Origin of the sequence: uncultured Maribacter sp. (assembly GCF_963975365.1) — a bacterium.
Classification (GTDB): domain Bacteria; phylum Bacteroidota; class Bacteroidia; order Flavobacteriales; family Flavobacteriaceae; genus Maribacter.
Genome location: NZ_CAXBGF010000026.1, coordinates 1 through 26,597 on the forward strand (window position 1 = coordinate 1; position 26,597 = coordinate 26,597).

Genomic DNA, 26,597 nt, shown 5'->3' on the forward strand with positions numbered 1-26,597 from the left:
TGTACAGGCGGAGAGACTCGAACTCTCACACCTTGCGGCACTAGATCCTAAGTCTAGCGTATATTTGACCCATCAATACAAAAGTCATTCATTTTCAATTGATTACGTGATATTTCATTTTCTTTGATATCATCTAATATCAATTGATTTCATCATTTGTTGTACCTATGTTGTACCTAGAGAAGGTAATAAAAACGTATCTTTATATCGTCTTTTAGACCAAATGTTGTACCTGATTTGACTTTCACAAACAAAACAGGTCAATTATGTCATCAAATGCTAAAATCGTTCTTCGTAAAAAGCCTAATAAAGAAGGCTTATACCCTCTTACTATTCGTATTACAAAAAATCGTCGATCGACATATCAGTATATCGGCCATTATATTGAGTTAGAAGATTGGGATGAAAAGAATATTCGTGTAAAAAAATCACATTACAATTCGGATAGTTTAAATAGTCTACTATCACAAAAACTTTCAGAAGCTAACAAAGCACTTATTCATCTGCAATCCGAAAAAAGGGATGCCTCCGCCAATCAAATAAAAAAGGAAATTTTTAGTTCAAATAACCAATTCACCTTTTTTGAGATTTCCCAAGAACATTTAGACGATCTGAAACTAGCTGAAAAACTGAATCGGCTTTCTTGCGATAAAGCTTGGATTGGATTTATCTTTAAATTCCACAAATCAAAACAACTTACCTTTCAAGAAATCGATGAACGCTTTCTGAAAAAACTGATAGTGTATCTCAAATCAAAACATTCCCTATCAGAAACATCAATTATGAATATTCTTGTATTAATTCGATTATTATACAATAGGGCTGTTAAACAAAAAATAGTAAATAAAGAACTTTATCCCTTTGGTTCCGATAAAATAAAAATCAAATTTCCGGAAACTACTAAGGTTGGACTCACAACTTTAGAAGTACAGAATATTGAATCGGTCCAAGACCTAACTTTTCGAGAAATACACACAAGAAATGTATGGCTTTTCAGCTTCAATTTTGCAGGAATGCGAGTTTCTGACGTTCTAAAAACACGTTGGTCAGATATCTACGATAATCGCTTTCATTATAGAATGGGTAAAAACTCAAAAATATTATCCTTAAAAATTCCAGAAAAAATAATACCAATTCTAGAACAGTATATCATAGACAAAAAAAATGAAGACGACTTCATCTTTCCAGAGTTAAAAAAAGCAGATTTAAAAAATGCCAAAGATGTTTTCAATAAATTGAAAACGGCCAATAAAAAATTTAATGACTGCCTCAAATCGATAGGTAAGAAAGCCGGTATTACTAAGAAAATCACCATGCATATTGCTAGACATAGTTTTGGAAATATCGCTGGTGATACTATTCACCCCTTAATGCTTCAAAAACTGTATAGACATAGCGACCTTAAAACAACTTTAAATTATCAATCAAACTTTATTCATCGAGATGCAGATTTGGCCTTGGACAGTGTTTTAAACTTTTGAAAAAAGGCATAAGTTTCAAAACTTAAGGGCAAATGAAATTAGCTGCTATCCAAATTTATGCAAGGGCATAATTGAAAATTAAATAATTTTTACGGCTGAAAAACATTCTTTCCCTTTAAAGAATAGGAAGTATAAATTATGTCTAGAGCTCATTATTAAAAAAGAACAGTGCTTTCCTGGTTGTTTCCAAAGGAGATAAATTGTGTCCCTCATCTTTAACAATGTCCAGTAGGTAAGCATTATTCGTTTTTATTTTCTGACTTTGTAAAAATGCTATATATTTTGCTCCATCATATATTGGCATCAATTCATCTTGTCCTCCACTTATTATATGCGTATTGGGGTAGTTTCTATTTTTCTTCAGGTTTAATATGGGGTCAAGTTTCAAAAGGGATTTAAACCCCTCTAAGGTAGATTTGGTTCTAAAATCATAATCGTTGTCACTTGCATTGAAATTCGGTTGATAACCTAATCTTAATGGGTTCAACATAGGAGCTTTACCAACGGCAGCTTTATACATATCAATATTTTCATTAATCGCCATAGCGGCTGTCACACCGCCAGCACTAGCGAAATACACCCCTAGTTTATCTGTATTGACATATCTAGAATCCTCTAAGTATTGATAACATGATAAAAGGTCTTTCCATGAAATTTATTTTATTTGATAGAATACACCTTTTACGTATTGCGTTTGATAATTTCTTTCATGTACATAGCAGGTGTAATATTGTTATTGTTGAGCTTAGCTTTGAGGGCACGATTAAAAGTGTCGATTGAGTTGAAACCGAATTCCTCCAAAATTGTATTAAGGTTTTTGTTCTTATAGTCGTAGTCCTTTTTGGTTGTTTGAACAAAATGCTCCATTCTTAAATCAGTTATGTATACCCTGAATTTTTTATTCTTATATACATTAACTGCCTTTGATATGTAGGTCCTATTGGTTTTAAATATTTTGGCTAAAATATTCATATCGATATCCTTATCCGTAAACCCCTTGTTTGCTTCCCAAATATTAAGTTTATGAAGTGCAATCTTTACAGAAGCTTCTATTTCCTTATCTATTTTTTTTGCGGTAGATTTTCCAGACGGTTTTATTCCTTTCGAGCTAGTTTTTACTTCAATGGGTCCATTATCCAAATAATCGGACAACGATTTTTGCGCATTAATATATTTTCTAAAATAAAATATAAGTAATACTATGATTACAAATGTGGTTATCCCTAAAAAAATAAGACCATAATCCTTTTTATTAGACCTATTGATTAGCTTATCTCTCTCATTCTGGATATCCTTTATGGAATACCCAGGTAGTTCAATTAAATCGGATGCATTTTTGTTAGCAGTTAGAAAACTGTCAATTGAGATGAGTTTATCATAATATTCCAATTGCTTGTCTTTACTATTATTTTTTATAGCCTCATTCAAAAGAAAGTGATATACATTTTTGCTCTCCGGTATTGGCGGTAAATTGAACGCCACGGAAACCGAATCGAAACGGTTAAAATTTTGTTTCATTAAAAGGTGATTACTCTTTTTACCTTGAATTTCTCCCATTGTAAATAGTAAATCCAATTTTTCCGAGCCGTGTGCCGTATTTAGTTCTCTTTTTAAAATGTCATAAGCTGTGTTGTAATCTTCTTTCAAATACGCTAATTTTCCGTCCCACATGCGGGATTTTTGCTCTTGATATTCATTAGGTAACAATTGAAGAATATTTTTGAATTGGGTCAAATAATACTCAGCATTATCAGGATTTTTTCTATTTAATTCTAGCACTATGATACTTTGTAAAACCGATGATCTTAATTCCGATTTAGTTTGGATGTCAGTTGTTTTCCAATTTTCAATATCCTCTAGAGTATTGAAATAAATTTCTAAAGCTTGGGCGCTTCCTCCTTGAGCTTCTTTAGTTGTGGCAATCCATATCTGTGACCTTGCCTCAACATCAAAATCATCATATTCCTTTGCTAGATTGTATGATTTTGCAAATTCATGGGAAGCGGCTAATGGATTTTCGAGGAAATAGTATACATATCCTTTTATAATATGTTTTTCAAGAAAATAATAATCACTTGGCTTACTGCTAATACTAATTAAAGAATCTGCGTAAGAAAGACTATACTTAGGATTCGTTCGATAAGCCATGATTGCATAAACCTTGGATAAGGTAAGACTATCTCTTTCGATTTTGGCTTGTTTAGATAATAGGTTTGCAGCATTTTCCGCACATTCGGAAGTTCCTTCAAAATCGTTCAACTTATAAATTCTTTCAGAAAGTGGCAATGAAATCATTTCCACAAATAATCTTTCACAATCGTTATTCTGAAATTGCTGAGAAATTAAATCACAGGAAATTAGGAGAATTACAATCAGCTGAACGTATTTACTATGATACAAGACTTTGCTCATTATTGCAGGAATGTTTTTCTTAAATTGAACATGACGCGTTGGAAGAGACTTAATTCGTTTAATAAAATAATCTCCTCAAAAAAAATTATAAATGTGATTATGGTATTTTTTACCATCGCTTTTATAGCGAGTACCTGTAAGCGTATTCGGTTCCAAAGAATTAAGTGAAACACCAATTCTTTCAAAATCTATTTCCCTTCTTATTTTTTCAATATCGATTTTGTTTCCAAAATGTTGCGCTATAATTTTTAGGCTTGTGGGGCCACAATCCCAGGAATCCAGTTGTTTATAATTAGGAAATTTTTTCATAATATTCTAATTAAACATAAAAATTAATGTTAAAATGTTATGTAATTATCAAAATATTACTTTAAAAGGTATGAAATATGGGATTAACTCCTCAATACGTAAAATGCAAATGATCTTATAAAATGCGTAACATGAATTATTGCAAGGCTGTTACATTATGATAATATTGCTATATCATTTCAAACAATATGACAAGTGTGCCTATCTCCAAATTGAAGAAAATCATACATTAAAAAGGTCTAGAATTATATACGGTAAATGATAAATTTTGATCATCATGGAATACTTAAGGCTGCTAACGGAATTTGAGACCCAATTGGAAACATTGGAGCATAATGGGAAGGACATACTCTATAGAGCAGAAAAAGGTATTGAATTGGTAGAAAATTGTATCAAAAAACTACAAAAGAATATCATCCACAAAAAATTTGATTCACAAGCCGATGAAATCTACTTTTTTAAACATGTCAAACCAAAGATTTTCAGTAAGCTTATTTATTACGTAAGGTTATTCAAAATTGAGTGTAAACGACCTATAGGTAATCATAAGGCCCAAACCAAATATCTTAAATTCCAAATTGATAGACTCCAGTCCTTTTTTAATGATAACCTAGAATTCTATAATTACTACCATCGCGGTGCCATTTCCTTAGATGAACAATATTTTGTCAGGGGAAATAGAAACATAAGACTTCCTGCAGACTCTTTTCATTTTTTGACGGATAATGAATTCTCTACCTGTCAGGATAGTACCGTAGCCACCATATTAGCTTATGATATGCTTATCGTTTACCTACAGGGCGAAGTAGACAATTTGAACGATCTCCTAGAAAACCCCGAAGCTATCCTTATGCAAAAACCATCAAAACTATTTTGGACCGGGAGCAAGACCGACCTAATCGAGCTCATCTATGCCCTACATTCCAGTAACACGATAAATAGTGGGACTCTGGACATCAAAGAACTGGCGGCACACTTCGAACATTTTTATAATGTGGACCTTGGGAACTACTACCACACCTTTATCGAGATTCGCTCAAGAAAGACCGGGAGGACCAAGTTTCTAAACAAGCTTATCGAGATGCTCAAGCAGCGGATGGAGGCCTTGGATGACTGAATCTAAATCTCCCACCTCTATCCCAAGGTGGGAGATTTTGTTTTAGGGCCTTTGGGGATGATAATTGAGCATATTTGGTGCGTCCGGACAGTGGCGTAGGGAATAAAATGAACCAAAAATCGCCAAAAAAAATGTCTAAAAAACTTCCCCACCTCTATCATAACTATGGAAATATATCGGTGACGACTTCTCAGTTTTGTGGAACGAAAGTCAAATCAAGTCAGGGGCTATCAACTAAAATTAAAAATCAGATAGCCCCTTTCTATTAAAACCCTTCTATTATGCCGACAAGTATTATTACTACCGACGATCTTCGTGATTTCAAAATGGAATTGCTCGATGACATTAAAAATCTTCTTGCGAAGCAAGCAACAGGAAAACTGAAGAAGTATCTAAAATCATCCGAAGTAATGGACTTACTTCAAGTAAGTCCTGGTACATTACAGAATCTTCGAATCAATGGTACCCTGCCCTACTCGAAGGTTGGCGGAATCATATATTACGATTCCGAGGAAATTCAAAATGTAATGGATTCCAATCGTGTGCAACACGGTCTAAATTCTTGAGCGATGAACTATATAAAGCTACTTAATGCGGCTTTTGAAAAGTTCTTTTTGGATGATCGTTTAAATCCCACACATATCAGTTTGTATATGGCGCTGTTCCAGGAATGGAACAGTAGCCGCTTTGCGGATGAATTCTATGTGAACCGAAGGGATCTGATGCTTGTGTCAAAAATAGGCTCAAAATCCTCTTATCACAGGTGCGTTACCGATCTTGATTCTTGGGGATATCTTTCCTATTTTCCTTCCAACAGTCCTTACAAAGGAAGTAAGATCAAGATGTCCATTATAGGTACAAGTGATGAACCTGCTATGGGACGGTACAATCCCATATTGGAACAGGTGGAGGAACGGTACCGTCCCAAAAATGGACCGATAAAGGGACAGTACAATCCCATATTGGAACAGGTCGCGGAACAGTACCGTCCCACTGGGGGACTTACTTTGGGACCTACTATAAACAATACCAAACAAGTAAACAATATAAAACAACCAAAGGGCTGGCAGGCCGTTATTAATTTTTTTATGGAAAAAGGTTTTAATGCTGATGAAGGAAAAAAATACTTCGAGTATTATGAAACCCGGAATTGGCAGACAAGCAATGGAAATGAAATTCGAGATTGGCGTGCCCTGGCAACAAATTGGATGGACAGAGCCGAATTATTTGAAGAGGAAAACAAACCAAACAAAAAACAAGTGTCCCGAATCAAGGACAACTTGCGAACCACTAAAAATAAAAACTATGGACAACCCCTCTAAAATTACCGAAGGTGCAATGGAATATTCTCTTGGGGAGTTTGATGGAAATAGCGTTCTCTATGATTTCGATAAGATTCTAATTTATTTGAATGCGAAAGGGAAATTACTTTTTGGTAGAGAGTTCAGAATCTATGACGAAGACACGGTTATTATTCGAAAGCTCTGCCACTATTTCATTAAGGACAAAGAAAACTGTGAAAATAACGGAATTGATATTGACAAGGGAATTCTACTTTCTGGACCAGTAGGATGCGGAAAAACTACATTAATGAAATTACTGCGACATATCGTTCCACAGCAAAGGCCTTACGAAATTATCCCTTGTAGAAACGTTGCCTTCAGTTTTAACCACCTCGGTTTTAAAACCATTGAAGACTATGGGAACACTAAATTTTTCTGTTTCGATGATTTAGGAATTGAGCCTACTGGAAGATTTTATGGTAAGGATCTTAATGTGATGGGAGAAGTCCTCTTATCGCGTTACGAACTGTATCTTCAAACCAAACACAAAATTAAAACGCACGCCACTACAAACCTTAATGCAGAGGAACTGGAAGAACGCTATGGTAACCGTGTACGCAGTCGAATGCGAGAATTGTTCAATTTGGTGTCTTTTGATGATGGCGCTGGGGATAAAAGAAAGTAATCAACTTCGAAAAGATTTATATAACAAAATCACTTCTGAAATAACATGTTCAATTATAGCCTTAAGACTTTTAGTTAGTTCTACAAATATATCTTTCATAGTTTCAATACTTTTGAATAATTAGTAAAATTGACAATGCCGACAATCGTATATTAGAGCGATTTGAAAAATAATTATTTTCGTCTCGATTACTCAAAAAACCCAATTCCAAAAGCACTGCTGGAAAATAATCCAGAGTTTCTCGTAGCACCTGAAAATTTGCAAATTTGACACCTCTGCTTTCAAATCCCAACTGCTTTTTGAAGGAAGCTTGCAACTCAAAAGCCAACCAAGCGGCATTCTCAGAATATTGTGATTTTACATTAGTCACATAAACTTCAATACCTCTTGCATTTGGATTATCCGAATGATTGCAATGTAAAGAGATAAACACATCAGCTTTTAGAACCTTGGCCAACTTGGTTCTATCCGATAACGAAATAAGTGTGTCACTATATCTCGTCAAGTAAATATCCAATGGCGTTTTAGATTGTTTGTTTAAGCTCAAAATTTCCAAAGCAATATCGAGTACAACATCTTTTTCTTGAATTTTATTTATTCCGATGGCACCGGAATCTTTTCCTCCATGTCCGACGTCAATTAGTATTCTTTTTTGCGTTGCAGTTTCCTGACCAAAAACGATGCATAGTTGCAGGAGCAAAAAGACAAAATTGACGTTTTTGAGTGCTTTTTTCATTTCTATTTTTCAGGTTATTAACAACTTGGACTTAAAATTTCATAGAATTTGATGCAAAATAATAGCATCTGAATTCAATTGAATACAAATAATATTTTATTCACAAATATTTGATTATCAATATATTATAACCAAATATATGTAAATTTCCAACAACGAAAACGAATCAAAAATCTAAACTTTTCTGTTATGAAAAAATCAATCTATTTGGCAACATTTCTTTCGCTTCTTTCCACTTCGCTTTTTGCTCAAATTGGTGGAATCGAAGATTCTGTAAATGATGTTTCTGATACCATTAGAACAATTTTCCCCATCATTTTAGGGGTCATATTCCTTATAGGTTTCCTATTTAACGCAGGACACTTCTTTGGGGAAAACGCAGACCTAAAAAAAGGAATTACCAGGGTTCTTGTCTTCGTGCTTATTGCAGGTGCTGTCGTTGGAATCTTTACTTACCTGATCGGAATCGTAGTCTAACCCTCTAAGAGGGATTTAATTTCCAAGCACTATGAAAAAATTCGAGGTCTATAAAAATATTAGGAAGCGGGCAGTCATATTTGGCCTGCCCATTTCTCTATTTGCTTTAATGATGGTTTCCATTCTTGCCTCGCTGTTGATCATCATATTCTCCTTCAGCTTTATACTGATTATCGCCATACTGATTTTCAATGCTGGATTATATATCGCATTAACAAGAATCAACCAAAACCCACAACTTTTTCAGATGGCCAAGGCCTTCCCAAGAATCATAAGTAACAAAAGAAATTCCGGATTTGATTATGAACAAGATTAACCTTTCGGCATATCAACCAATAGCAGATATTCAAGACAATATCGTGTTTGCCAATAATGGCAATGTGGTCTTGTGCTATGAAGGTAACCTACCTGAAATCTATTCCCTTTCGGCATCCGATTTTGAGGATATGCACGGTGCCTGGTTTCAAGCTTTGAAATCCTTGCCTGTCGGAACTGTGGTTCATAAACAGGATATCTACTTGAAGAAGTCTTATTCTTCAGAACAACTTCCGAATAAAACGTTTTTAGAAAAAGCCACACATGAACATTTCAAAGGTCGCGGTCATATTGAGCACAAGTGCTATTTGTTCTTCATTTTGACTAAAAATAAGGCGCTCAACAATCCAAAATATGTCAATCCCTTCCGTAAGGTTTCCAAAGGTATCGTTCAGGAATTGGATGATAACATTAAAAGCTTCGCCAACTCCGTAAACGATTCGGTTTCCTTTATAAACAATAGTCGAAAAATGGCATTCCTTCCGTCTAAAGCGGAAGAGATTCATCAACTCACTAATGGATATTTCAATGGATTCAACGAAGGCTTCGACACCGACATTATACTGGATAAAAAAAGCGTCACTATTGGCGAAAACCATTTTGATGCCCTTGCCATCAATAGCGAACTGTGCTTTGGCGAAAGTGTACAGAGTAGCAAGACCAATGAGAAATTCACATCTGACGATTTTGTGTTTCATCAAGGGTTCATTGATGGTCTAGGGCTTACGCTTAAAGAAAACCATATTGTTAATCAGATTCTATATCTAGACGACAAACAAAAGTGGCGAAAGCTGCTTGATAAGAAAATCGAGGAATTGAACAAGAGTTCCAATTTCGGTTCACAGAATAAAGTGGTGCTTGGAAAAATTCAACACATTCTCGACCAAATCAATGCAGACGATAATGCTCGGATTGTCCGAGGTCATCTCAATATTGTCTATTGGTCTCGGGAAGCCCGAGAGCTAGAAAAGATTACTTCTAAAATAAAGACTGTATTTAAAGAGCTAGATATTATACCCTATTACCCTAGAGGCGAAGAACGCAAGAATTATATATTGAATAGTTACTGCTGCTTCTCTTCAAATTTCTCGAATTACGATTTATACGTTACCGATTTAAAACACGCACTTTGCTTGTTTATCAATAACACCAATTACAAATCGGATACTACCGGCATCATCTTTAATGACCGTGAAAACAATATTCCAGTTTTAAAAGATGTTTGGGACGAACGGAAGAAACGTATAAAAGCACGAAATTTTGCCATTTTCGCACCAACCGGTGAGGGCAAATCTTTTTTGGCCAATAACATTTTGCGCCAGTATTTCGAAAGTGGCGTTCGCTTGGTCATTATCGATTTGGGTGGTTCATACACCAAATTTGCCAAGCTTTATCCTGAACAATATACCGTACTTCGTTATGAAAGCGGAAAGAACTTAGGTATTAATCCATTTTACATCAGCGATGTAAATGACCTGACACCGGAACGTCTTGAAGATTTATCCGTATTTCTCTTTGAGCTGTTTGCTTCGGATTTAAAAGTGACCAAGGCACAATCGGTTTCCGTCAAGAAAATACTTCGGCACTATTACGATAGCACTTTCGACAATCATTCTTTGGAAGGCTTCTACAGCTTTATAGAAAGGAATCAAGAGGATCTTCTTGATAACCTAAAAATCCATCCCGACTATTTCAATGTCACGAGTTTTTTGCACGTAATGTCAGAATACGTCGGCGATGGTCTATATAGTTTTCTGTTCGAAGTCAGCGAAGACCAAACCTATAAAATTGAAGACAAACGATTGATTGTTTTTGAACTCGATGAAGTGAAGGATAATAAGGAAATTCTGTCCGTGATGTTGAAGCTGATAAAGTCAGCCATCCAAAGAACTATTTGGAAGAACCGTGCTGAAAAAGGCATTATCCTTTTCGATGAGTTTGCAAAGCAACTGAAGTTTGAAAACGTATTGGAAAGCGTAGAATTCTATTACCAAGCCATACGTAAACAGAACGGAGCAATTGGGATTATTCTGCAATCCATCAATCAGCTTCCTAATAATTCGACTTCTGCCAGCATATTAGAAAACACACAGGTCATTTACAGTCTGAACAACGAAAAGGGATATGATGAATTGGTTAAAAGGCTCAACCTGTCTAGCCACGATTTAAATCAATTGAAATCTATTAAGAATAATCTTTCGGGACCACGGAAGTACACCGAAATGTTCATCAAGATAGGAAAGGAAAGTAATATTTTTCGCCTTGAAGTTCCGAAGGAAGTGTATGCAGCATACTTGACCGATGGACAAGAAAACGAGGCCATAATGAAGCTCTACGATGAGCATCAGGATATGGAAAAAGCAATAATTCAATTCACATCTAAAACATAATAGTATGAAGACAAAAATTAAAACAATCATGTTCGGGTTAATTCTTACGACCTCCCTTCTATTGCCTAGCGGTGCTACCGCCCAGGGAATGCCTACTTATGACAATACCAATTTTATAAGCTTGGTAAAACAACTAATAGAATCAGGAAAGCAAACCGCTAACATCATAAAGACCGTACAGTTCTTAAAAACACAAAAAGAGAACATTGAAAAAGTCAATAATGTGGTTAGGCAATTAAAAGCTGTCCGTGAAATAGGACGCAACAATCAACGTCTTATCCAAATGATGCAAAATGATTTAAGAGACATCCTCGATAGCCCATATATAAAACCAGATGAAGTTTCAAGAGTTTCTGAATCCTTTACTGCTATTGTCGAGAATTCCTTGGATACAATGGATTTTATTGACGAAATTCTTTCGAGTGATTATCTCAAAATGACTGATTCCGAACGTGCGGAAATTCTAAAAGAAAAAGAACTGGAATCAAAGGAAATGGTATCCAACATCAAAACTAAGACTAGACGATATAAGGATGTTATTTCCTTCAGAAAAATGCAGGATAAAATCAATAACCGCGAAACAAATTATTAAAAAATGACAGCGACCATTCTTTTAGGAATCGGACTGGAATATATTGATATTGTTTTCCAGACCATACAGAACAGCAGTTTTTCACAGTATACCATTACTGGAATGAAAACGCTTGCTGTATTGTTCTTCCTGGTCAATATCCTTAAAAAGTATAATGAAGGTATCGCTGATAAAGATGGCTACACTTGGGGATTAAGTCCAGGGGAATTGGCCAAGAATTTTGCTATTGTAATTCTAGTCATTTTTTCGACGCAAGCACTAGGCTTCTTTGATAGTATACTGGTTTCCATAGAAGCACAATATCGCGGCACGGCACCAGCGTTGTTGCCCTTGCAGATGCAGGACATTCCCATTGAAGAAGACGTAAGTATAATTGAAGTAGCACAAGCAGCAATGACGCTCCTATATGAAGCCTTAATAACACCACTTTACGGTTTTAAAATATTTGCCTTCATTATTAGTCTATTTCTTTGGATTTTAGATTTATTCATCTACCCCCTATTTCTTGCAGAACGCTATTTTTTATTGGGCATAATGCAAGCCTTTTTTCCATTGGTTATAAGTCTAGCAGTTTTTGAAAAATTCCGGTCACTCGCCTATACATTTTTCAAATTGTACGCAGCTGTTTATATGTTGGTACCTGCATTCTTTTTGGTCAATGTGTTTGTAAACGCACTATACACAGAAATAAACACAAATTTCTGGACGAATCTGTTTGGAACAGATGTGGGGCAAGGCTTTTTTGCACCAGTTGTACAATTAGGTTCGGTAGGTTTTATTGTCTTCCTAAAATTCAAGCTCTATAGACGTGCCACATCTTTCACACTCAGATTATTTACTGCCTAAGGCAGATTAAAAATGCAACTATGAAAACACCCTATAAAAATATTTATAATGTCCTAAAATTAAATCGATTCATCGTTTTAGCAGTCATTATCTGTGCATTGTTATCCAGCACTTTTTCCGTTTGGATGACGTTCACTACCAATAAAAATGCACTCAATAGTGCATTTGCCATTAATACTGATGGTAGCATTATTCCTCTAAAGCTCGTTACCCAAAAAGAGAATTTTAGGGTTGAAGCTTTGTCACATTTAGAACTGTTCCACAACTACTTCTATAACATTGATGCCAGCAACTATGAACGAAACTTGGAAAAAGCCCTTTGGTTGGGCAATAGTACAATTGATAATCTATATCGCCAGAAAAAGGCAGTTGGTGTTTACAACCGCTTATTACAGTATTCATTGGTTCAAAAAGTTTTGAGTATCGATTCGAGGATAACGGAAAACAATGATTCATATAGCTTCACCACTACCACCATATTTGAAATTAATCGAGGTACTATAATCGACACCTACGAATTGATTTCCACGGGAAACCTTATAATGGTTGATCGCAACTTCCCTAATAATCCGCACGGATTATTGATTACCGATTACTTCGAGAACACTTTAAAAAAACTAAATGATGAAAATTGAGTCGATAATCGACATTAAAAAGTAAATCTTATGAAATGAGCTTAAACGGTTTTAGAAACGTATCGAAAAGTTGATAAGCGAATTACATATGACCTTTGAAAAACAGATAAATATCCACAGATGAAAATAGAAAAAAATAAAATAGTATTTGCAGCAGTATTGGCTGTGATTTTCATATTCCTGATTTCATATTCCGTGATGGTAATGGGCGATGATGAAAGTGAAAATGAAAACCTTGAACAGACCCTGATACCCGATTTAGAAGAAAATCAAAAGAAATATGATTCTAGATTGGATGCCATAAATGATTTGAAAGAAGTGCGTGAGAATAACGCACCTAGCATTTATGATGAAAAACTGATTGATTCCTTGGGCTTTTACGACCCAGACCTTCCGGAACGGGAAAAAGAACGTATTGTAGATAGTATTTATGATGCTGGAAAAATCAAATACTCCGAAAAGAAGTACCGAAACCTTGGACAAAAGAAAGTTACTCAAAATAATATCGAGCAAATTGATTCTGCTGAAATAAGGCGAGAACAAAAAATTGAAACCAAAGAATTGGGTCTGGAACATCAACTATTCTTTGCAGCTTCGCCTAAACCTAATACATTTTCTAGTATTGGTAACACAGATGAAAGTATCTATGCAGTAGTCGATGGCGACCAAATCGTAACGGCAAATACTAGATTAAGAATGCGCCTTACTAAATCGGAAACTATCAATGGCAAGCTAATGCCAAAGAATGCAACAGTTTTTGGGTTTATTAGTTTTAAACCAAATCGAGCACTCATTGAAATCGAAAATATCAATCATCATCCTACAAAGCTCAAAGCATTCGATTTACAAGATGGTAGCGAAGGTATTTATATAGAGAACAATTTTAGAGCGGAAGCCACCACAGAACTACTGGACGACATTATAGGAGACATTAATATACCGTCTGTTCCGCAGGTAGGCGGAATTACGCAAGTGCTTAGACGCGGCAATCGGAACGTAAAAGTAACGGTATTGAACAATTACAAATTAATTCTAAAAGCCGATAATCGGCACTAATTATTCACTCTTATGAAAAAGTATATTCTTATTTCGACGCTTATTATTTTCGCCTTTGCACCTCCACATTGCTCGGCACAGACCACAAATCAACTCCTTGACACCATTTATGCCAATGACACCAAGAATGTGGCACTATTCTTCCCAGAACCCATACGGCAAGGGGTTACTGGCGCAGATAATTTTGTCTTTACCTACAATCGTGAAAAAGAACAGTATTTCGGACTGCTACAGGCCACACCTGGGGTAGAAAGCAATCTATTGGTCATCAATGGAGACGGATCTGTTTTTTCCTATATCCTCCGCTATAAAAAACAGCTGTCAAAACTCAATTACTTTATTCCCTTGACCAACAGCATCGGTAACGAAAGACCTATAGTACAAGATTCGGTTCGTTCCCAATCCCTTGATATCGTTAAGACAAAATACGACTACCGAAAATTCTGCAGCGCCCTTTTAAAACGAAAGCCACAAAACAGTATCCTTAAAAGACGGAACGAGGGGATTGTATTAAGCGTGGAACGTATCGTCTTTGATAAGGCGGCCCTTTACTTTGTTCTAGAGATCAGGAACAATTCCACCTTGGACTATGATGTGAATTTCTTGGATCTTTCTATCGAGACCCGACAAAAAGGGAAAAAGAAATCGGCACAACGGTTGTTTCAAGAACCACTTTACACCTACAACCTGCCTTCAAAAATTCTAAAAAACGAAACGGTGCGTTTTGTTTATGTCCTGCCCAAATTCTCGCTTTCAAACGACCGGAGGGTGGTTATGGAACTGTACGAAGAAAACGGGGAGCGATCCGTTGAACTGAAGATACCACATCGGTTTATCAATAATCCTGATTAATGGGAACCTTAAATGACTGGAATAAAACTAGAACATAAAATCCTTAAACTTTTAAATAATGGCACTGAACAATTTTTTTAGAATTAATCTGCCCTATGGCATTAAGCGAGACCGCAACGGGCATTGGGCCGCATTCAATAGAGAATATAAACCTTTAGGAAATAACGACCCTTTTGAACATATTGGTCAGGAAGAATTTATCCATACCAATTATGGGAAATTTTCCGATAGATTTTTAATGGGTTTAGCTGATGACCCTACCGCTATTCAGATGGATGAAAACAATATCATCAAAAAAGTATTTTTATATGATGATGCCACGAATCCATCAAACCATCTAAAAAATGAAACTGAGCTTTGGGAAAGGTACTTCAATAAACTTAGACTTTTATCAAGGCAAAAGTGTGATTCGAGTATTTGAAATGTATCGTTTTATTGAACTTTGGTTTTTTTATTACTACCATCAACTATACTGCTCTATCAAATGTTCTAAAGCTCTGTTCAATGCCGAATCCTCACCTGTCAATAAATCCCCAAGCTTTGTGCGAACCCGCATATCTGGTTGTACTCAAAAGCCAACAAATTCATGCCAACGCCGGCCAGTATTTTCTTCTTGCCATCAAATTCTTCTGCATTTTGTATGTTTCAATAAGTTTCAAAATCTATATTCCGCCTTTAAAAGCACAAACCTTGGCAATAGTCTATATTCGGTTGTAGATGTACCAATATCACTAGCTGAAAAATTCCTAAACCTTTCCGTATTAAAAAGGTTTTTACCCGTAACTCCTAAAGTCAGTTTGTTTTCATTGAGCTTGTATCGGGTTTCAAAATCCAAAAAATAATAAGTATTGTCGTTTTGCAAATTCCCAAAATAATAACGTTCCGAATGTAATTGAAAATCAAACTTATTATTAAACACAAAGGACAAATCCAAGAAACTTATATTATCAGTAAATGAATTATTAATAGTAGTTTGAATTTTAGTAGCTGTCCACTTCGTACCAATGTTATAGTTAAAAATACCTTTAAAACCTGAACGTAACTCCAAACCATAAAAGTAATTGATTGATGTCACTTCACGAAGGTCAGAATTGTTGACTATGTTTTTAAATTCGCTTTTCGTGTAGCCCAAATCCAGTTTTAAGTTAGATAAAATGAACTTAAAATAATAATCAAGTTTTGAAGTAACATTTGTAAAGGCTCTATTTTGTACTAATATTTTTTCGGTTTGAGTAAAGTTTTGGGTTAATAAAGTGTTAGTCGAAATGAAATCGTGGTTTTTGTTGTATAGAATAAATGTGTTGGCAAAAAACCTATCACTCCAATTACCAAGTTGGTAATTGAAAATAACACTGGATGCGTCCAATTGGTTAAAATCTCCTCTACCTTTTGCAAATGACCGAAAACCAGTTAATGCAAAATCGCTGTAAACATCCAAGATTTTTGCATTTGTGGTGTTATATGAATAGGATGATATAATCTTGTTCTTTTCGTTTATCTTCATATCAAAGCCAATACCCAGATTTATAAAAAAAGGATTTTGTGAGGAAATATTTCCATTGTTCTCTAACAAATTAAAAAGCTGGTGGAAGTTCAAATTACCAATTAATCCATAATCCTGAATTTTTAAGCGGTATTTGCTTTTTAAGAACAAATCATTCACTTGATAAATGGTCTGATTTTGGTATCTAATCGGTTGCTCTAAAACCGTGTCATCTTCTAAGAGTGAAAATTTTGTCCATAATTTATCTTTTCTGAACTCGTTGCCTAATTGCAATTCCAGTAAATGTCCGTTCTCCTTACGGTCTAACAAATGAACATTGATACCTGCAAATTGCATTTGGTTTTCGCTGAATTGTGAAACGTTATTCGCATCTACATTTTCAGGAAATAAATCTTGATATAAAAAGTTATTAAGCCTATAGTACTGCGGTGTCTTTTCATCAATAAAACGTCCTGTTAGCAAGAATACTTTCTTATCCTTGAATTTATTTGTATAGTTTATTTTTTGGTCTAAAAGCGTGTTTTGACGTTGAAGGTTTTCTAAGGTTGAATTTTCATTGAAGACCAGACTGGAACCATCATCGAAATCGCCATTATTGTATTTTGTAATGGCCTTTAGCATTTTGGTTTTTGAGATATTGTAGATAATATCTAATTTACCAAAGGCTATCGTTTGTTTGTTTCTTAATTCGTAATCTTCTGTATTGTTAAAGTTTGTATCGCTGACATCTACAATGTCAATGCTATTTCTAAAAAAGTCCGTTTCGTCTAAATTGAAAAAGCCAAGTGTTTTGATTTTTAGTTTCTCAATTGGATTAAAAATAGCGTTGAGAGATACCAATCCTGCATTATTGAAATTTGTTCTACTTTGTTTAAAACTCAATCTGTTTGGCGATAGGCTTACTAGTGAATTTGAACTTTGGTTGTCTCCAATACTAGCAGGTTCCTTAATTCGAATTGGTCTAACTAAATTCTCAATATCCCCAGTGGCATCATAGCCAATATTATTTAAATTGGTTAAAAAATAATACTTATTCTTATTGCCAAAGTTCATCAAATTTCCCTTGAATTGATAAAAACTATCATTGCCAACATTAGTTTCCGCATTCCCAAACCAAACCCTTTTGGAGTTTTCATTCAATTTTAGGTTTATGGCTACTTTATTGCTTTCTTCCACACCTTTTAATAATGGATTGTTGGAGTAGTTCTTGATGACTTCAACTTCTTCAATTGGATATGCCGGCATGTTTTTCGACAATATTTTATAACCTTTATCAAAAAGATCATCGCCGTCCACCATTAATTTCTGAATTTCTTGGTTGCCTAACATTATTGATCCATCTTGTCCAACAACTAACCCCGGTAATTTATCTATTAGTTCCTCAATATTTTTTTCATTGTTATCTGAGAAGGCTGAAACACGAAAAACTATGGTGTCTCCCTTTATTTTTATCGGAATTGTCCCTTCTAAAATAACTTCTTCTAAAATAATTTCTTCTTTTGCCAGTATGACATTATCAAGTAACGATAAGTTTGTTAAATCATTCTTTAAAAGAATTTTTTTTTTTTAAAACCTATGAAAGAAAACTCAATTACCACATCAGAGGGCATATCAATTGATATAGAAAATTCACCCCTATGATTTGTAAATCCATATGAAATAATGGATTCTGTTTGTAATCCTTTAGCGATAACAGAAACATTTTGAATTGGTTTTCTTTCATCATCTAAAACCGTTCCTGATAGAGGAATTTGACCAACAAGTTGGAATGAAAAAAGGAAGGTCACTAAAAATTTAAAGACGCGGTCATTCCGTGCTAATCTTGAATTTCCCATTCAAATAATATTTCTTTACCATTCCTGGTGTTTATTAACCTGTCTTCTACTTTCACTTCTCTAGGCAAGCGAGCTTGTATCATAGAACTGATAGAATTGTTATATCTTTTTTCAGCATAAGTTTTGATATTAATTGTCTTGTTTTTATTGACAGTAAGCTCAAAATATCCATTGAAATTTTCACTCTGTTGATTTGATTTTATTTCCTTAGCAACCCACATGTAACGTTTACTTTCATCATAAGCCTCAAGAATTAGTCCAGGCAAACCATGTAATTTCCAAGGCCCTGTGCGTATTGGATAATCTAGGGCAAACCAAGCTTCATAATGCCTGCCCCTAAAAAATGTCTTGGCAAGTAATACGCTATGTTTGCCTATTTTTTTTTCGTTATCCGTTATCTCCCACTTAATTTTTGGGAGCGTTTCTGCAATATTGTATATATTGAATGCCATCATTTCTGCACTAATAAGAGTGTCTTTGGCGAAGTTGATAAAATTAAATTGCGGATTATCTTCCGCTATATTAAGTTCAATTTCATTTCCAGACTCAATTGACTCCTTTTTAATGATTTTACTTTTTTTAAGGGGACTACTCTCAACAAAAATTGATCTGCCATTTTGGGAGTCAAAAATAAGTTTTCCAGTTTTTTTCAAAGGGCGTTCTGTATTCAGAATTATATCGTAATCAATTATATAGATGTCCTGACTAAAAGAGGGTATTGTAATAATACAAGATATTATAAAAACCAAAATCGTTCTCATGACTGCTTAATAAAAAAGGTCATCTTAAAAATAATAAAATGACCTCAAATAAATTAATAAACTTAGATGTTATTGAATTCCATTGATTAGCGCATCTTCAATTGCCCTAACAAGATTGTCACATGCACCTGTTGAACTTACTTCTGCACTACCAACTGAAGCCGCAACTAATTCTCCATTGCCATTATAAACTGAAATATTCCATGAACATGAAAGAAATTCAATTGTATAATTATAATTTGGATAATTATACCAGATATCCAAATCAGAAATCGTTCTATTAAGCGTTGATTCGGCAAATATGGTCAAATTATTCTCTTCTACAGATATAATTTTCTCAGAAGGCTTAACTGTGTTTCCAAAAACATTCCCTGCAATTAGAAACAAAGAAACAAATAGGATTTTTCTCATTATAATTGGTTTTTTATTATTAATACCTTAAAATTACTAATAATTAACTTTTATCTTACTTAATTCGTAGTTTATTTTTATAGTCTGTAAGAAAATAATGCATAATTAACATTATTCCATACCCATTCCTCTACCCTTTCGGGCAGATAAAAAAGTGTTCCTTTACCATTTTAAAGAATTTTTGGAGAAGAATTTTTTCAATAAAATATAGAATCGACTTTCCCTTTTAACCAAAGCTCAAGTTACAATAACGTGGAACATTCTAGTATTTTTATACATTATTCACGCAATAGGGCATTTTGTGACTGATAATTTAAAATGTTACCCCAAATAATTTATAATGTATACAGAATTTTGAAATATTGGATTATAAATGACTGATTGATAGTTTTTAATTATATTTTATGTTAAACAAAGTGTGGGAAATACTTGATTTTCAAGCCATTTTGACATCTAGATAATTTTAAATTCTCACAAAAAGAACGGATGAATACATTAAGAATTCTTAAAAAATATTTTTTGGTTACTTCAAGTATCGTTTATTTATACTTTAATCGTTTTACCTATTTCCTTTTATAAATATAGATTTCATTATTTGATATATGTAAAAACAACTTATCATCCTTTAATTCAAATGTATATGTATCAGTTTCATTATATGCGTTTCCTTCATCGTAGTTAATAGTAATTTCATTACCACTAACTACATACCAGCCATTACCACCATCGTTTGGAAAACAACCAAATTGCGAATCAACATTAACTATGTAATTTATTACTCGTTCATCTGCATCCAATAGTAAATAGGTTTCCGCTTGACATCTATTAAGATCTTGTTCAACATCATCAATTATAATTGAATGTAAAACCCACCATCCAACAACATCTGCGTCAACCTCCAAAGGGATTTCAGTCTCCTTTTCACAGGCAATAAAAAGAAAAGCACTTAAAGCAACTACCAATATTTTTTTCATCCTTTATTTGAACTATAGGGTTACCTAAATACTCGATTATTAATGTTGATTAAGAAGGAATCATCTGAACCTTTATAAATAAACCCTGAAAATTTTATTTTCACCAGATCTCTTACTCTTTTGTCTCTAAAGTCTTGTAGTCTAATTTTTGGATTATATCCTTTTGCTGGTACTACAATTGTGACTTGCTCACTGTTCTTCCCGTCAGAATTTTTTAAATCAAAAAGAAAATCGACTAAAGTATTCTTCAACATAATGGTATTCTCTTCAAGAAGAATTTCAGACAAATGGTTCTTTCGTCTCTCCCCAATCCTAACTACATCAAATTTCACATCCATATCGTATCCTTTATTTGGACTTAAACTTAGCTGTTAGTGTTTTATTAATAACATGAATATAAGAAAAATCGCAAGAAGGTTTTATCTTACTATTCAACGCAACTAATGGGCAGAAATCTCATCTTAAAATAAAACGGTTAATGAAAATTTTTAGAATGCTCAGCTTACTATTTATAATTACGGCTATTTTTTCAGGCTGCTCTAATGATGATAGCAAGCCTGGTTGTTTTCAAGAAGATAATAGAAAAATATTGGCCACAATAAATAATATAGAAGGCACTATTTCACAACAATGTTCAGAAAATTTTATAATAATTCCAAATGAAAAAGTTAGTAATAACCCAGTTGGCTCTTTCTTTCCTTGTAATCTAAACGATGATTTCAAGGTAGAAGGAATACAGGTAGTCTTCAGTGGCTATATTTATGAATCTTTCGATACAGAGGATATATGTGCAGATTTTTTTGAAATAATCGAAATAAGGCTGACGGAATAAATAAATACTTAAAATTTAAGAATCATGAAATACATTTTGCTTTTACTATTTCTTCTGGCCCATATTTCATGTGAAAAAAGTGGTATTGAAACTCCAATTGGTTTTACGGTTTATAAACTTGAATCTATATATGGTGGCTTATCCGGTCAAACAATATTGGCTCAAGATTTAGATTTCAATGAAATGATAATAATTCAAAAGGATAGTACGTTTTTCAAGGAGAGGGTCTATTCGGATAGTACTATATCTTCAACAGGGGATTTTGAACTATTTATGCGAGAAGATGACGGACAAAAATTTTTCAAATTCACCTATGTCAATAATGATGGATTAATTGAAAATTGTAATAATTCATTGATTGAATATTATGTAATCCCAAATGAAAAATCTATTTCTAATGGCGGTTCCGTGCCATGTGATGGCCCAGGATACAACTACAGCAAAATAAGATAATCGTTTATTTGAACTTTACGAATTACGACATGGTGTCCTAACTCTTGCTTTATTTGAACTTTAAGCCATGATACCGTGTTCAATTCTTCCTAAAGCATACATTACCTTTTGTATGCCTCTTACACTCTTTAAAAGTGATTCAGGGGTTATCCCGCCCAAGGCTTTTGACTTTGTCTTTAACCACTTTTCAAAGTTAGATTTATCCTCGAAAACTGATTCGCCGTATTGTTTTAATCGAATTTGTTCTTTCTTTAAGTTTTGCATTCTTTAATTTGATGGTTATGATTAACGACGTGGTGTCCTAACTTATCCTTCATTAGAGCTTTAGTCTAGAAATCTAATAATATCTCTCCCTCCATATAAAACTCTTACAATTCTTATTCGGTCTTTTAAAATTCGGTAAAAGATGATATGTGAAATGTAAGGAAGACTATATAGACCTTTTTTGATGTCATTCCGTGCCCGACCTATGTGATAATTAGCACTCAACTTATCAAAGTGCTCTTCAAGTCCTACTAAATATTTAATGGCTTGGTCCTGCCCGAACTTACCTTCACCGAATTCATAGATTTCATCTATATCGGATTTAGTTTCTTCTGAAAGAACATATAGGTATTTCATGAAATTTTCTTGGATGCTATTATCTGGCTCATTGACAAATTACTGTCTGGGCCATCCCATCCTTTTTCAATTTCCTTCCTTAGATCCCGAATAACTTTTTCTCTATAAATACCGTGCAACCTTAAGGCATCTCGTATCACTTCGCTATTGTTCTGATACTCGCCTGAAGCAACCTGCGCATTTATATATTCTTCCTGTTTTTTAGTGAAACTAACATTCATGCTTAAATCATTTACTACTAAATTAATAAAAAATGTCCAAATAAGATATATTTGGACATAATATTAAGGTTTAATCTATCCTTTATTCGTACTTTGTTAATGTAAATATTCTATTATAACTTTTCAGTTTTAATTGATGTATTTTGGCATTGAACTGATCAACGGTATGTTCCATACTTACCACTATATATTTAGGATTTCCACTTTTACACTTTTGATCTAGTGGTGCATCAATTCCGCAACTATAAAATTTACCGTCATTACTTATGTAATAGTATCCTGGGGCTTCATAACCTATAGCGTTTTCAGATTGAGGATAAAATATATATTGTTTATTACCCTCGAATACATAAACATAGGTATCCCGAAAGTCATCGACATCATCTACTAACTCCAAATGATAAAGTCCATTTAGAATTATTCCTTTATCTGAATTACTTTGCGCATAGCTTTCACAACTAAGAAAGAAAAGTAACACGCCAAACACAGATTTAGTTAAAACATTTTTCATAGTATCCTTTATTTAAACTTTATTTTTTGTCATTTATTCTATTTAACCTTTCTTGGAACTCATATAATTTTGGCTCAACATCATTCCTATTTAGTGAATTTAAAACGCTGAATATAGAAATGGCTTTCTCAAGAATTCTAATCTCTTCGGAAGGTAATTTTCTTTTACGATATAAAATAGCCAATCTTCTATAAGGAAAACTCCCTTCGAAATTCTCTGAAACATTTGCTTCATAAAGAGACATAGCCTTGACTATCTGGCCTTCTTTCTCTAATTGTTTTCCCAATAAATTTCTTTGAACCTGATCATCGAAGTTGTTAATCATTCTTTGTTTAAACTTTGGTTGTTTTAATTCCAATTGTTGTATACAAGGGTAAATGCTTAAATACGTTACTACTATCCGTATAATTAGTCATAATTTTATCAGCCATATCTTTTGCAATTTCCTCTGAATCGGCAAACACAAATGCGGTCAATAACTCTATTCCTGTTAGTTGCCCTTGGCCTAATTCTGTCTTTATTTCTACTTTGTACTTCTCCATATTGTATTGTTACCTTTATTTGAACTTTGACATTAAAGATAAGAAGATGTTAGAAAGAACAATTTAATACAATCCTCACATAATTTAATACCTTCATGATTCATATTTCTATTGTATGGCTTAAAAGTTCCATTCAAACTGAGAACAATCGGCTCATGAAAAACATTTTTCTGATACTTATTTCGGTCTTTTTTTTAAGTGGTTGCGAGGAAAATGTCATCTCGGAAACAAATATTCTTTTAAAGAATGTAAACATAGTTGATGTAGAAAACGGTGTTCTGCTACCTGCAAAACATGTGGCCATTCAAGGAGAAAAGATAGTAGCCATTTACGAGGAAAAAGAGATTGTTCCGTCCAATTCGGCTCTAGTAATAGACGGTAAGGGAAAATATCTAATTCCCGGATTATGGGATATGCACACACATTTTAATTGGAACTTTAAGTTCTCATCGCCAATGCTAGTGGCGAATGGCGTGACCGGTGTACGGGAAATGTGGGGAGTAATGGACCGGATAAAGGAAGTGCGAAAACGGGTATTGGTCGACGATCTAATCGCCCCGGATATTTACTCGGCCGGGGCCATCATTGATGGAGACCCACCATTCTGGCCTAATTCCTCGGGCGTGAAAGATGCTGAAATGGCAAAGGACGAAGTGGACCAACAGGTATTTGAAGGGGTTGATTTCATAAAGGTCTATAGCCTGTTGACTAGAGAGGCATACATTGCCATCGCAGAAAGAAGTAAGGAACGAAACATACCCTTTGCTGGCCATGTCCCTATTTCAATAAGCATTTGGGATGCTGTGGCTGCTGGGCAGCAAAGTATAGAACATCTCGATGGTATTCTGGAGGGTTGCAGTACAAACGATAAAATATTGAGCGCTCCATTGAAAGAAAGGTTTAATATTAAATGGACAAACACGCTGTTGGATTCATTTGAACCTGCTTTGCTTGATTCATTAGCAAATTACTTGGCAAAAAGCGAAACTTGGTTGTCTCCGACTTTAATCGTTTTAAGGAACACAGCAAATTTGGATGACCCTGATCTAATAAAAGACCCAAGGTTAGCCTATATACCAGAATTTATTCGGGAAAGGTGGAATCCGGTAAATGACTTTCGGTTTAAAAATAACAAAACAGAATATTTTGAGATTGGGCGTAAAAAATTCCAGCTACAATTATCTTTCATTAAGGCATTAGAAAAAGCTGGTGTGAAGATGATCGTAGGTACGGACTACCCCAATCCATATTGTTTTCCAGGCTTCAGTTTACATGATGAAATGCAATTAATGGTCAAAGCGGGCCTAACCAATGCAGCAACATTAAAATGCGCAACTTACAATCCAGCTCTGTTTATGGGCAAGGAAGACGAATTTGGTACAGTAGAGGTCGGTAAAAAAGCTAGTCTGATATTGTTGGACGGAAATCCATTGGAGAATATAACCAATACAGAGCGAATCAGCTCGGTTTTTCTAAGAGGACGTTATTTGGACAGGAACAAACTGGATGAACTTTTGGAGGAGGCTAAAATCAATGCCACAAAAGCCAAAAATCCGTTTTAATCCTAATCGATTAATAGTTATCCTTTATTTAGACTTTTAAGATTGTAAAATAATATCACTATCAATATTTAATTTAACATGCAGCTTTTTAGCAACTTCTAATGGCATTTCTCTTTTTCCTCCTAAATACTCACTTATTCTTGAAGAAGTAGTTTCTAAAAGGGCTGCTAACTTTTTTTGATTTAGCTTCATTTCAAACATACGTAATTCAATAACCTCTTTTAAAGTAGGCAATCCCATAGGGAAATGTATAGCTTCATAGTTTTCAATAATCTTTGTTAGATTTAAAAATTCCATTGCTAAAGGGTCATTATCGGGTGTGTCGTCCGTAACAACATCAATAAGTTCTTCCAAGCGAAGATTAGCGTTTATATACGTTTGGTGTTCAATGTACTCCATGACTTATAATTTATCTATATTCTTTAATTTATCATAATCCTTGTGATTACCGACCCAACGAATTAGAACTAATTTAAACTTAAATCGTACAATAGCGATAACCCTGTAATGATTACCTTTTATATTAAAGACAATTCTACCATTGCCAACATTATCCGCAGAATTAAAGGTGTTCTTTAAATCGGAAAAATTCGTCCAATCACTTTTTGCTGCTTTTTTATACCAGTCCTGTAATCCTACTTTTGCATTTGTTTCTTTATCGAAATACTCTCTAAGTTTACGAAATGATATAATTCTCATAGGGCGATTTGTAATCTACACAAATGTATTAAAAAATTTACATAATATGTAATTAAAATACAATTAATGTAAATAAATTAATGATTATAACTCATTTTTTTTCATCGATTTTTTTATAATCAATTTCCTCAATTGCTCCAGAATCATCAATGATAAATATATAATACTGCATTTCGTTCAAATGTTTGCCAACGTTGCGGCTAAGCGTAGTGCGGTAGTAAGGAAACATTTTTGTTTCCGGCTGCGCACGAAGCTAAAGCTTTTGGTTTAGTTTTATTTTTTTGTTCCAAAGCTAAATCCCAAAGATTTAGCGACTTTATAAATATACACAGACCTTTCGGTTTTGCTCTTAAGTCCGCATTACGTTTAGCATTGTTGTGTGCAGTTTTACCCCGCCATGTTTTGCAAATCCAGTATGTCACGTTCATAGATTTGGTCTGTAAATTGATAATAATTACTGTGCATTTTTCGACCACTCTTATACA

Annotated in this window: 36 protein-coding genes; 17 read left to right on the plus strand and 19 right to left on the minus strand. The window is 34.2% G+C overall.

The window, feature by feature from the left end; translation table 11 throughout:
- The first annotated feature begins 266 nt into the window (after positions 1-266).
- Positions 267-1,481 (plus strand): site-specific integrase, encoded by a 1,215-nt coding sequence (locus AACZ49_RS17930; RefSeq protein ID WP_339629175.1) that lies wholly within the window; start codon positions 267-269, stop codon positions 1,479-1,481.
- Between the two features lie 142 nt (positions 1,482-1,623).
- Here AACZ49_RS17930 and AACZ49_RS17935 read toward each other — a convergent pair whose 3' ends face one another.
- From AACZ49_RS17935 to AACZ49_RS17945, 3 genes are all read right to left on the minus strand, one after another.
- Entirely contained in the window at positions 1,624-2,136 is a 513-nt protein-coding gene (locus AACZ49_RS17935; RefSeq protein WP_339657633.1) for a prolyl oligopeptidase family serine peptidase, read from the minus strand.
- Positions 2,137-2,162: 26 nt separating this feature from the next.
- A complete protein-coding gene (locus AACZ49_RS17940) occupies positions 2,163-3,893 on the minus strand; it encodes a hypothetical protein (protein ID WP_339657570.1) in 1,731 nt (576 codons plus the stop codon).
- A gap of 75 nt (positions 3,894-3,968) precedes the next feature.
- Positions 3,969-4,202 carry a cysteine peptidase family C39 domain-containing protein gene (locus AACZ49_RS17945; RefSeq protein WP_339657572.1) on the minus strand — a complete coding sequence of 78 codons (234 nt, stop codon included), beginning with the start codon at positions 4,200-4,202 and terminating at the stop codon, positions 3,969-3,971.
- 277 nt (positions 4,203-4,479) lie between these two features.
- On the opposite strand from AACZ49_RS17945, the gene AACZ49_RS17950 reads away from it, so the two are divergent.
- From AACZ49_RS17950 to AACZ49_RS17965, 4 genes are all read left to right on the plus strand, one after another.
- Positions 4,480-5,319, plus strand: a complete 840-nt coding sequence (locus AACZ49_RS17950) for an RteC domain-containing protein (RefSeq protein ID WP_339657574.1) — start codon at positions 4,480-4,482, stop codon at positions 5,317-5,319.
- A gap of 281 nt (positions 5,320-5,600) precedes the next feature.
- Complete coding sequence (locus AACZ49_RS17955) at positions 5,601-5,885, plus strand: helix-turn-helix domain-containing protein (protein ID WP_339657576.1); 285 nt, start codon at positions 5,601-5,603, stop codon at positions 5,883-5,885.
- 3 nt (positions 5,886-5,888) lie between these two features.
- The gene (locus tag AACZ49_RS17960; RefSeq protein ID WP_339657578.1) at positions 5,889-6,641 is read left to right on the plus strand and encodes a hypothetical protein; all 753 of its coding nucleotides are present in this window, start codon (positions 5,889-5,891) and stop codon (positions 6,639-6,641) included.
- Entirely contained in the window at positions 6,625-7,287 is a 663-nt protein-coding gene (locus AACZ49_RS17965) for an ATPase (RefSeq protein WP_339657580.1), read from the plus strand. Before AACZ49_RS17960 ends, AACZ49_RS17965 begins: the two co-directional genes overlap by 17 nt.
- Positions 7,288-7,390: 103 nt before the next feature.
- On the opposite strand, the gene AACZ49_RS17970 is transcribed toward AACZ49_RS17965, so the two are convergent.
- A complete protein-coding gene (locus tag AACZ49_RS17970) occupies positions 7,391-8,023 on the minus strand; it encodes an N-acetylmuramoyl-L-alanine amidase (protein WP_339657582.1) in 633 nt (210 codons plus the stop codon).
- Positions 8,024-8,212: 189 nt separating this feature from the next.
- On the opposite strand from AACZ49_RS17970, the gene AACZ49_RS17975 reads away from it, so the two are divergent.
- From AACZ49_RS17975 to AACZ49_RS18015, 9 genes are all read left to right on the plus strand, one after another.
- On the plus strand, positions 8,213-8,500 hold the full coding sequence (locus tag AACZ49_RS17975) for a hypothetical protein (protein WP_339629188.1): 288 nt from the start codon (positions 8,213-8,215) through the stop codon (positions 8,498-8,500).
- Positions 8,501-8,531: 31 nt separating this feature from the next.
- Positions 8,532-8,816 (plus strand): hypothetical protein, encoded by a 285-nt coding sequence (locus AACZ49_RS17980; RefSeq protein WP_339657584.1) that lies wholly within the window; start codon positions 8,532-8,534, stop codon positions 8,814-8,816.
- On the plus strand, positions 8,803-11,205 hold the full coding sequence (locus AACZ49_RS17985) for a TraG family conjugative transposon ATPase (RefSeq protein WP_339657586.1): 2,403 nt from the start codon (positions 8,803-8,805) through the stop codon (positions 11,203-11,205). The genes AACZ49_RS17980 and AACZ49_RS17985 overlap by 14 nt, the downstream gene beginning before the upstream one ends.
- Before the next feature lie 4 nt (positions 11,206-11,209).
- Positions 11,210-11,797 (plus strand): conjugal transfer protein, encoded by a 588-nt coding sequence (locus AACZ49_RS17990; protein WP_339657588.1) that lies wholly within the window; start codon positions 11,210-11,212, stop codon positions 11,795-11,797.
- A 3-nt stretch (positions 11,798-11,800) separates the two neighbouring features.
- The gene (locus AACZ49_RS17995) at positions 11,801-12,643 is read left to right on the plus strand and encodes a hypothetical protein (RefSeq protein ID WP_339657590.1); all 843 of its coding nucleotides are present in this window, start codon (positions 11,801-11,803) and stop codon (positions 12,641-12,643) included.
- 20 nt (positions 12,644-12,663) lie between these two features.
- Positions 12,664-13,278, plus strand: coding sequence for a conjugal transfer protein TraK (locus tag AACZ49_RS18000; protein ID WP_339657592.1), 615 nt, complete (start codon positions 12,664-12,666; stop codon positions 13,276-13,278).
- Between the two features lie 120 nt (positions 13,279-13,398).
- Complete coding sequence (gene traM / locus AACZ49_RS18005) at positions 13,399-14,334, plus strand: conjugative transposon protein TraM (protein WP_339657594.1); 936 nt, start codon at positions 13,399-13,401, stop codon at positions 14,332-14,334.
- A 12-nt stretch (positions 14,335-14,346) separates the two neighbouring features.
- A complete protein-coding gene (locus AACZ49_RS18010; RefSeq protein ID WP_339657596.1) occupies positions 14,347-15,186 on the plus strand; it encodes a DUF4138 domain-containing protein in 840 nt (279 codons plus the stop codon).
- A 58-nt stretch (positions 15,187-15,244) separates the two neighbouring features.
- Positions 15,245-15,607: a hypothetical protein gene (locus tag AACZ49_RS18015; protein WP_339657598.1), complete on the plus strand. Its 363-nt coding sequence runs from the start codon at positions 15,245-15,247 to the stop codon at positions 15,605-15,607.
- Between the two features lie 234 nt (positions 15,608-15,841).
- Here AACZ49_RS18015 and AACZ49_RS18020 read toward each other — a convergent pair whose 3' ends face one another.
- From AACZ49_RS18020 to AACZ49_RS18045, 6 genes are all read right to left on the minus strand, one after another.
- Positions 15,842-18,019: a TonB-dependent receptor gene (locus AACZ49_RS18020; RefSeq protein ID WP_339657600.1), complete on the minus strand. Its 2,178-nt coding sequence runs from the start codon at positions 18,017-18,019 to the stop codon at positions 15,842-15,844.
- A gap of 218 nt (positions 18,020-18,237) precedes the next feature.
- Positions 18,238-18,525, minus strand: a complete 288-nt coding sequence (locus tag AACZ49_RS18025) for a carboxypeptidase-like regulatory domain-containing protein (RefSeq protein WP_339657602.1) — start codon at positions 18,523-18,525, stop codon at positions 18,238-18,240.
- Positions 18,507-19,286, minus strand: coding sequence for a GLPGLI family protein (locus tag AACZ49_RS18030; protein ID WP_339657604.1), 780 nt, complete (start codon positions 19,284-19,286; stop codon positions 18,507-18,509). The genes AACZ49_RS18025 and AACZ49_RS18030 overlap by 19 nt, the downstream gene beginning before the upstream one ends.
- A 69-nt stretch (positions 19,287-19,355) precedes the next feature.
- Positions 19,356-19,697: a hypothetical protein gene (locus tag AACZ49_RS18035; RefSeq protein ID WP_339657605.1), complete on the minus strand. Its 342-nt coding sequence runs from the start codon at positions 19,695-19,697 to the stop codon at positions 19,356-19,358.
- Between the two features lie 563 nt (positions 19,698-20,260).
- On the minus strand, positions 20,261-20,671 hold the full coding sequence (locus AACZ49_RS18040) for a lipocalin family protein (RefSeq protein WP_339657607.1): 411 nt from the start codon (positions 20,669-20,671) through the stop codon (positions 20,261-20,263).
- 20 nt (positions 20,672-20,691) lie between these two features.
- Complete coding sequence (locus tag AACZ49_RS18045; RefSeq protein ID WP_116772532.1) at positions 20,692-21,009, minus strand: hypothetical protein; 318 nt, start codon at positions 21,007-21,009, stop codon at positions 20,692-20,694.
- Positions 21,010-21,149: 140 nt separating this feature from the next.
- Between AACZ49_RS18045 and AACZ49_RS18050 the strand changes: the two genes are divergently transcribed.
- Entirely contained in the window at positions 21,150-21,503 is a 354-nt protein-coding gene (locus tag AACZ49_RS18050; protein WP_339657612.1) for a hypothetical protein, read from the plus strand.
- A 24-nt stretch (positions 21,504-21,527) separates the two neighbouring features.
- Complete coding sequence (locus AACZ49_RS18055; protein ID WP_116772530.1) at positions 21,528-21,956, plus strand: hypothetical protein; 429 nt, start codon at positions 21,528-21,530, stop codon at positions 21,954-21,956.
- Between the two features lie 60 nt (positions 21,957-22,016).
- Here AACZ49_RS18055 and AACZ49_RS18060 read toward each other — a convergent pair whose 3' ends face one another.
- The 6 genes from AACZ49_RS18060 to AACZ49_RS18085 form a co-directional block, all read right to left on the minus strand.
- The gene (locus tag AACZ49_RS18060; RefSeq protein ID WP_339657614.1) at positions 22,017-22,220 is read right to left on the minus strand and encodes an MbcA/ParS/Xre antitoxin family protein; all 204 of its coding nucleotides are present in this window, start codon (positions 22,218-22,220) and stop codon (positions 22,017-22,019) included.
- Positions 22,221-22,280: 60 nt separating this feature from the next.
- A complete protein-coding gene (locus AACZ49_RS18065; RefSeq protein ID WP_339657616.1) occupies positions 22,281-22,577 on the minus strand; it encodes a type II toxin-antitoxin system RelE/ParE family toxin in 297 nt (98 codons plus the stop codon).
- The gene (locus tag AACZ49_RS18070; RefSeq protein WP_286814479.1) at positions 22,574-22,798 is read right to left on the minus strand and encodes a type II toxin-antitoxin system ParD family antitoxin; all 225 of its coding nucleotides are present in this window, start codon (positions 22,796-22,798) and stop codon (positions 22,574-22,576) included. Before AACZ49_RS18070 ends, AACZ49_RS18065 begins: the two co-directional genes overlap by 4 nt.
- Before the next feature lie 82 nt (positions 22,799-22,880).
- Positions 22,881-23,309, minus strand: coding sequence for a hypothetical protein (locus AACZ49_RS18075; protein WP_339657619.1), 429 nt, complete (start codon positions 23,307-23,309; stop codon positions 22,881-22,883).
- Positions 23,310-23,328: 19 nt separating this feature from the next.
- Positions 23,329-23,634, minus strand: a complete 306-nt coding sequence (locus AACZ49_RS18080; protein ID WP_339657621.1) for a hypothetical protein — start codon at positions 23,632-23,634, stop codon at positions 23,329-23,331.
- A gap of 7 nt (positions 23,635-23,641) precedes the next feature.
- Entirely contained in the window at positions 23,642-23,851 is a 210-nt protein-coding gene (locus tag AACZ49_RS18085; protein ID WP_339657623.1) for a hypothetical protein, read from the minus strand.
- A gap of 155 nt (positions 23,852-24,006) precedes the next feature.
- Here AACZ49_RS18085 and AACZ49_RS18090 point away from each other — a divergent pair, with 155 nt between their 5' ends.
- Positions 24,007-25,413, plus strand: a complete 1,407-nt coding sequence (locus tag AACZ49_RS18090) for an amidohydrolase family protein (protein WP_339657625.1) — start codon at positions 24,007-24,009, stop codon at positions 25,411-25,413.
- 36 nt (positions 25,414-25,449) lie between these two features.
- Here AACZ49_RS18090 and AACZ49_RS18095 read toward each other — a convergent pair whose 3' ends face one another.
- The 3 genes from AACZ49_RS18095 to AACZ49_RS18105 all read right to left on the minus strand — a co-directional run.
- On the minus strand, positions 25,450-25,812 hold the full coding sequence (locus AACZ49_RS18095) for a helix-turn-helix domain-containing protein (protein WP_339657627.1): 363 nt from the start codon (positions 25,810-25,812) through the stop codon (positions 25,450-25,452).
- A 3-nt stretch (positions 25,813-25,815) separates the two neighbouring features.
- Positions 25,816-26,112 (minus strand): type II toxin-antitoxin system HigB family toxin, encoded by a 297-nt coding sequence (locus AACZ49_RS18100; protein ID WP_339657629.1) that lies wholly within the window; start codon positions 26,110-26,112, stop codon positions 25,816-25,818.
- 200 nt (positions 26,113-26,312) lie between these two features.
- Positions 26,313-26,597: hypothetical protein (locus AACZ49_RS18105; protein WP_339657631.1), on the minus strand; the 285-nt coding region annotated here is incomplete at its 5' end.